The sequence below is a fragment of the Microbacterium sp. S308A+ genome, from assembly GCF_049800815.1.
Classification (GTDB): Bacteria; Actinomycetota; Actinomycetes; order Actinomycetales; family Microbacteriaceae; genus Microbacterium.
Genome location: NZ_JBNAFT010000003.1, coordinates 335,250 through 340,915, shown reverse-complemented (window position 1 = coordinate 340,915; position 5,666 = coordinate 335,250). Strand labels below are relative to the sequence as shown.

Below are 5,666 nucleotides of genomic sequence, written 5' to 3'. Positions count from 1 at the left end.
CCCGCGCCGGGGGGGGGGGGGGGGGGGCGCGCGCCCCCCCCCCCCCCCCGGGGGGGGGGGGGGGGGGGGGGGGGCGCGCGCCCCCCCCCCCCGGAGGGGTCACTTCTTCAGGATCGGAGCCGCGGCGGCCGCGGCGTCCTTCAGCGCGTCGGCCGGGGACTTCTGACCGAGAAGGGCCGCCTGGATCTCCGGCGACAGCACGCCCATGAGCGCGCGGGAGCTCGTTGCGAGCTGGCCCACCGTGGTGTCGGGGACGTACTTCTCGACCTCGCCGAGCAGCGGATCGTCGGCGTACAGCGGCTCGGTGGTGCTGAGCGCCGAGAAGTAGCCGGCCGCGGTGAGGAACGGCTTGATCACGTCGGCACCGGTCGCATACTCGGCGAAGGCCGCCGCGGCCTCGGGGGCCTTCGAGCCCTTGAGCACCGCGAGCGAGCCCACCGTGCCGTAGGCGACCGACTTCTCGCCCTCGAGCGGCGGGAGGACCTTCACGTTCTCCTTGCCCCAGAAGGGTGCGATCTCGGTGACCGCGTTGTTGAACGTGCAGGCCACCTTGCCCTGGGCGATCGCGGTCTGCTCGAGCGGCACGTTGGTGGTGAGCGCCTCGGGGTCGAGAGCCTTCTCCTTCGCGAGGTCCGTGAGGAAGGTCAGCGCCTTCTCACCGGCCTCGCTGTCGAAGCCGACGCCGCCGTCCTTGTCGTAGACCTCGCCGCCGGCCTGCCACAGCACCGGGTAGAAGGTCATGTTGAGGGTGTTCTCCGCCGAGGCCGGGTAGTTCAGCATCGAGACGCCCTTGGCGGCGAAGGTGGGGGCGAGTCTCTTCACGTCGTCCCAGGTCTTCGGATACTCGGCGACGCCCGCCTGCTGGAACACCGCGGCGTTGCACACGAGGGGCTGCGCGCTGGTCAGAGCCGGCGCCGCCATGAGGTCCCCGTCGATCGTGACGGAGTCCTTGACGTTGGGCAGGAGGTCCTTCTGCCGGTCGGCGCTGAGGAGGTCGTTCATCGGCGCGATCGACTTCTTGTAGGCGGCGAGCTGGTCGGGGACGAGATAGACGAGGTCAGGGCCCTTGCCGGCGGCGATCGCCGTCTGCAGTGCCTCGTCGCGGTTCGCCCACGGGAAGATCTCGTAGTCGACCGTGATGTCCTTGTGCTCCTTCTCGAACGCCGCGATGGTGTCGTCCCAGAAGCTCTTGTTCGTCGCCTCGTCGGCGACGACCGGGTACATCCAGAGGGTGACGTGCTTCTCGCCGGAGGCGGCCTGGCCCCCTCCCGCCGAGCATCCGGCCAAGAGGGCAGCAGCAGCGATGCCCGCCGCGACCCCGGTGAACTTGCTGACGCGCATGGTGCTCCTTTGCTAGAACCGTGCAGGGTAGAGCCCATTATGACATCAGCTTGTGATAATCCGTCAAGGGGCTATAGCAAACTGATCTCTTGACCTTTCAGGAGGGACCCGCGGGAGGATGAGCCGAGCGCTCTCAGATACCCCACTGCGATGTGCTAATTTGATCGACAACTGGCCGACGAGGACGAGAGGAGCGACGATGTCCGGCAGCACAACCCCGCCGATCGCCGCCCGTTCGGCCGACCATCTGCGCACCGTCGGCAGCGCCACGGTGACCGAGATCGCGCAGACGCTCGAGCTCTCCCGCACCTCGGTCGAGAACGCGATGGCGGCGCTCGTCGAGGCCGGCATCGTCGCCGAGACCCCTGGCCCCTCCGCAGGTCGGGCAGGGCGGCCCGCCCGCCGCTACGCGTTCCGCGCGGACGCGGGCCATGTCGTCGGCGTGGACGTGGGCGTGGCCAGCGTCCGGGTGCTCGTCTCCGACCTCGCCGGCCGAGTCGCCACGCAGCGGCGGTTCGAGGGGATCGCCGGTGAGGGCGACGGCGCCGCGCAGCTCGGCGCGGTCGTCGCCGACATCCGCGCCACGCTCGCCGATGCCGGAGTGCCCTCCTCCCGCGTGCGGGCGATCGGCGTCTCGCTCCCCGGCCTCGTCGACGACGCGGGGCGCGTGATCGCCTCGGTCGTGATCCCGGAGTGGTCGGGCGTCGACATCGGGGCGCAGCTGCAGCAGGCCTTCTCCTGCCCCGTCGCCGTCGACAACGGCGTGCGCCTCGCCGCGGTCGCCGAGCACCACCTGGGGGTCGCGCAGCTGGTCGACGACATCGTCTACCTCTCGGTCGGCAACCGGATCGCGATGGGCCTCATCCTCGGCGGCCGGCCGCGCCGAGGGGTGCACAACGCGGCCGGCGACATCGGGAGACTCGCCTTCCGCGGCCTCGATGCCGAGACCGGGCAGATCCCCTGGCGCACCGCGACGGATGCCGCCGAGGTCTTCGCGCTCGCCGAGAGCGGGTACGCCGAGGCTCGACGCGAGCTGGACGCCTTCGTCGACGAGCTCGCGCACGGCATCGCGACCCTCGTGATGACCGTGGACCCCGCGATGGTCGTGATCGGCGGCGGCCTGTCGGGAGCGCACGGACGCCTCCTCGACCCGCTCCGCGCCGCGCTCCCCCGGCACATCCGCCTGCCCTTCGAGGTCCCCCTCGTCGAGGCCCGGCTCGGTGCCGACGCGGCCGCGCACGGCGCCCTCGTCCTCGCCTTCCGCCGGCACGCCGACGCGGTCTACTGCATCGAAGGCCTGCCCACCCCCCGCGTGACCCCTTTGCCGCCCGGCGAGCGCGGGGGCGCCGCAACCGACACCATCAGGATCGAGCCCCTCCCCACCACGAAGGAGCACTCATGAGCGACGCTCTCCCCCATCCGGGAAAGAGCCGAACCGACGCGCGCCCGCTCCCCTCCGAGACGCTGCGGGTCGGTCTCATCGGCGCCGGCGGCATCTCCCACGTTCATGCCGACGCCTGGCGCGCGCTCGGCGTCACCGGCTTCGTGACCTCGGCGCAGGGTGCCGAGGTCATCGCGGCCGAGTATGGATTCGAGGCGGTGCCCGACGTCGACACCCTCCTCGATCTCGTCGACGTCGTCGACATCGTCACGCCCAGCAGCACCCACGCGGACTTCGCGCTCCGGGCGATCGCGAAGGGGCGGCACGTGGTGTGCGAGAAGCCGCTCGCGGCGACCGCCGATGACGCCGCGAGAGTCGCCCGTGCCGCCGCCGCCGCGGGCGTGCGTCTCTTCCCCGCCCACGTCGTCCGCTACTTCGGCGAGTACAAGGCCATCAAGGACGCGATCGAGGCGGGACGGATCGGCACCGTCGCAGTGCAACGGTTCAGTCGCGCCGGATCCGCGCCGCGCACGCCGTGGTTCTTCTCCGAGAGCACCGGCGGCGGCCTCATCCGCGACCTCATGATCCACGACATCGACCAGGCGGTCTGGTTCGCCGGTCCCGTCGCATCGGTCTACGCGGTGCAGAACCCGCCGACCGTCGACGACCGTGTCCCCGTCCCGGTGACGGCGCACGTGGTGCTGACCCACCGCAGCGGCGTGATCAGCCACCTGCACGCGAGCTGGGTCGCCGAGGGCATGCCGTTCCGCACGAGCGTCGAGGTGTCGGGCTCCGAGGGACGCCTGCGCCACGACAGCGCGGAGGAGAGCGTGCTGCGCGCCGACGCCGTCCTCGCCGAGGGCAGCACCGACTACCTCCCCCCGATGTCGCCGCAGGAGAGCCCGTACTACGCCGAGATCGCCGACTTCGTCGCCGCGCTCCGGACCGGCGGCGACGTACGGGTCTCCCCCGCCGACGGCATCGAGGCCGTGGCGATCGCCGAGACCGCCTACGCCTCCATCGCCTCCGGAGCACCCCTCGCCCTGCCCGCGCCGGGAGTGCCGCTCGTCGCCCCCGCGACCGCCGCGTCCGTCGCTGAAGCCGAGGAGGCCACCCGATGACCACTCCTGCCCCCCTGCGCATCGCCGTCCTGTCGTTCGCTCACACGCACGCCCTCAGCTACGTCCACGCCCTGCGCGCCATGCCGGGGGTCGAGCTGATCGCGACGGATCCCGACGGCGCCGCGGCGCCCGATCGCGCCCCGCGGGGCGCCGAGCTCGCGGCCGAGCTCGGCGTGGATTACGTCGACACCTACGACGACGCCTTCGCCTGGGGCCCGGACGCCGTGGTCGTCGCCGCCGAGAACTCCCGTCATCGCGCACTCGTGGAGCGGGCGGCGACGGCCGGCGTGCACGTGCTGTGCGAGAAGCCGCTGGCCACCACCGTCGACGACGCCGTCGCCATGCGCGAGGCGTGCGAGCGCGCCGGCGTCGTCCTCATGGTGGCGTACCCGGTGCGCTTCGCCCCCGCCTTCCGCGACGCGCTCGCGCGGCTCCGCAGCGGCCGCCTCGGCCGCGTCCTCGGCGTGACCGGGATCAACAACGGCAAGCTCCCGCAGGACCGCGCCTGGTTCACCGACCCGGAGCTGGCCGGGGGCGGAGCGCTCGTCGACCACGTCGTGCACTGCGCCGATCTCCTCGACGAGCTGCTGGGCGAGCGCGCCGACACGGTGCGCGCGGTGTCCAACCGGTTCCTGCACGCGGAGCGAGAGCTCGCCGTCGAGACGGGAGGGCTCGTCACGCTCCGGTACCCGAGCGGCGTCGCGGCGACGATCGACTGCTCGTGGAGCTGGCCGATGAGCTCGCCGACCTGGGGCGGCCTCACCCTCCAGATCGTCGCCGAGCGGGGGACGATCACGGTGAGTCCCTTCGCGAAGGGCGTGGCCGGCCACGACGCGACGGGCGAGACCTGGACGCCGGTGGGCGCCGACCTCGACGCGCTGCTGCTGGCGGAGTTCGTCGCCGCCGTGCGTGAGGGGCGAGCGCCGCAGCCCGACGGCGCGGTCGGCGTCAGGACGGTCGAGATCGTCGCCGCCGCCTTGGCCTCCGCGGCGCAGGACGGCGCGGTCGTCCCCCTCCCCTGACCTGACCTGGCCTGCCCTCCTCCACGCACGTCAGGGCGCGTTCACGTACGTCAGGGCGGGTCCAGGGACTTCCAGCGGACGTCTCTGGGGAGTCCGTGTCAGCGTGCGTGGCGGCGGCACCATTCGTACATGATCACGGCGGCCGCCGCGCTGGCGTTGATCGACCGCGTCGAACCGTACTGGGTGATCTCGACGTGGCCTGCCGCGGCGGCGATCGCCTCGTCCGAGAGGCCCGGCCCCTCCTGTCCGAACAGGAGGACGCAGCGCTCGGGGAGGTCGGCACGGTCGACCGGCACCGCGCCGGCCACGTTGTCGACGGCGACGATCGGCATCCGCTCCGCGGCCGCCCAGGCGGCGAAGGCCGCGACGTCCTCGTGATGGACGACGTGCTGGTACCGGTCGGTCACCATCGCGCCGCGCCGGTTCCAGCGGCGACGGCCGATGATGTGCACCGTGTCGGCGAGGAACGCGTTGGCGCTGCGCACGATCGAGCCGATGTTCATGTCGTGCTGCCAGTTCTCGATCGCGACGTGGAACGGGTGACGACGGGTGTCGAGGTCGGCGACGATCGCCTCCATCCGCCAGTACCGGTACCGGTCGACGACGTTGCGGGTGTCGCCGTGCGCGAGGAGCTCGGAATCGTACCGATCGCCCTCGGGCCAGGCCGCGGGCCCGCCCGGCCAGGGTCCGACGCCGTGCGTGCTGAGCTCGGGGGTCGGTTCTGACACCATCCCGCCAGCCTATCCGCGGCCGGCTCCGGAGGCGCGGGCGCCGAGGGGGGGGGGCCCGCGCCCCCGGGGG

Annotated in this window: 5 protein-coding genes; 3 read left to right on the top strand and 2 right to left on the bottom strand. The window is 72.6% G+C overall.

The features are described from left to right. Positions 1-99 precede the first annotated feature (99 nt). Complete coding sequence (locus tag ACP15J_RS11145) at positions 100-1,341, bottom strand: ABC transporter substrate-binding protein (RefSeq protein WP_424937059.1); 1,242 nt, start codon at positions 1,339-1,341, stop codon at positions 100-102. A gap of 199 nt (positions 1,342-1,540) precedes the next feature. Here ACP15J_RS11145 and ACP15J_RS11140 point away from each other — a divergent pair, with 199 nt between their 5' ends. The 3 genes from ACP15J_RS11140 to ACP15J_RS11130 are packed head-to-tail and all read left to right on the top strand — an operon-like array spanning position 1,541 to position 4,865. Continuing rightward, positions 1,541-2,743, top strand: coding sequence for an ROK family protein (locus tag ACP15J_RS11140; RefSeq protein ID WP_424937058.1), 1,203 nt, complete (start codon positions 1,541-1,543; stop codon positions 2,741-2,743). Then, positions 2,740-3,843: a Gfo/Idh/MocA family protein gene (locus tag ACP15J_RS11135; RefSeq protein WP_424937057.1), complete on the top strand. Its 1,104-nt coding sequence runs from the start codon at positions 2,740-2,742 to the stop codon at positions 3,841-3,843. Before ACP15J_RS11140 ends, ACP15J_RS11135 begins: the two co-directional genes overlap by 4 nt. Beyond that, a complete protein-coding gene (locus ACP15J_RS11130) occupies positions 3,840-4,865 on the top strand; it encodes a Gfo/Idh/MocA family protein (RefSeq protein WP_424937056.1) in 1,026 nt (341 codons plus the stop codon). The genes ACP15J_RS11135 and ACP15J_RS11130 overlap by 4 nt, the downstream gene beginning before the upstream one ends. Positions 4,866-4,963: 98 nt before the next feature. On the opposite strand, the gene ACP15J_RS11125 is transcribed toward ACP15J_RS11130, so the two are convergent. Beyond that, entirely contained in the window at positions 4,964-5,596 is a 633-nt protein-coding gene (locus ACP15J_RS11125) for a TrmH family RNA methyltransferase (RefSeq protein ID WP_424937055.1), read from the bottom strand. Positions 5,597-5,666: the final 70 nt, after the last annotated feature.

What these genes read in the sequence shown, in the direction of transcription:
- ACP15J_RS11145 (WP_424937059.1), bottom strand. Translation starts at nt 1,341, where the DNA reads ATGCGCGTCAGCAAGTTCACCGGGGTCGCGGCGGGCATCGCTGCTGCT.
- ACP15J_RS11140 (WP_424937058.1), top strand. Translation starts at nt 1,541, where the DNA reads ATGTCCGGCAGCACAACCCCGCCGATCGCCGCCCGTTCGGCCGACCAT.
- ACP15J_RS11135 (WP_424937057.1), top strand. Translation starts at nt 2,740, where the DNA reads ATGAGCGACGCTCTCCCCCATCCGGGAAAGAGCCGAACCGACGCGCGC.
- ACP15J_RS11130 (WP_424937056.1), top strand. Translation starts at nt 3,840, where the DNA reads ATGACCACTCCTGCCCCCCTGCGCATCGCCGTCCTGTCGTTCGCTCAC.
- ACP15J_RS11125 (WP_424937055.1), bottom strand. Translation starts at nt 5,596, where the DNA reads ATGGTGTCAGAACCGACCCCCGAGCTCAGCACGCACGGCGTCGGACCC.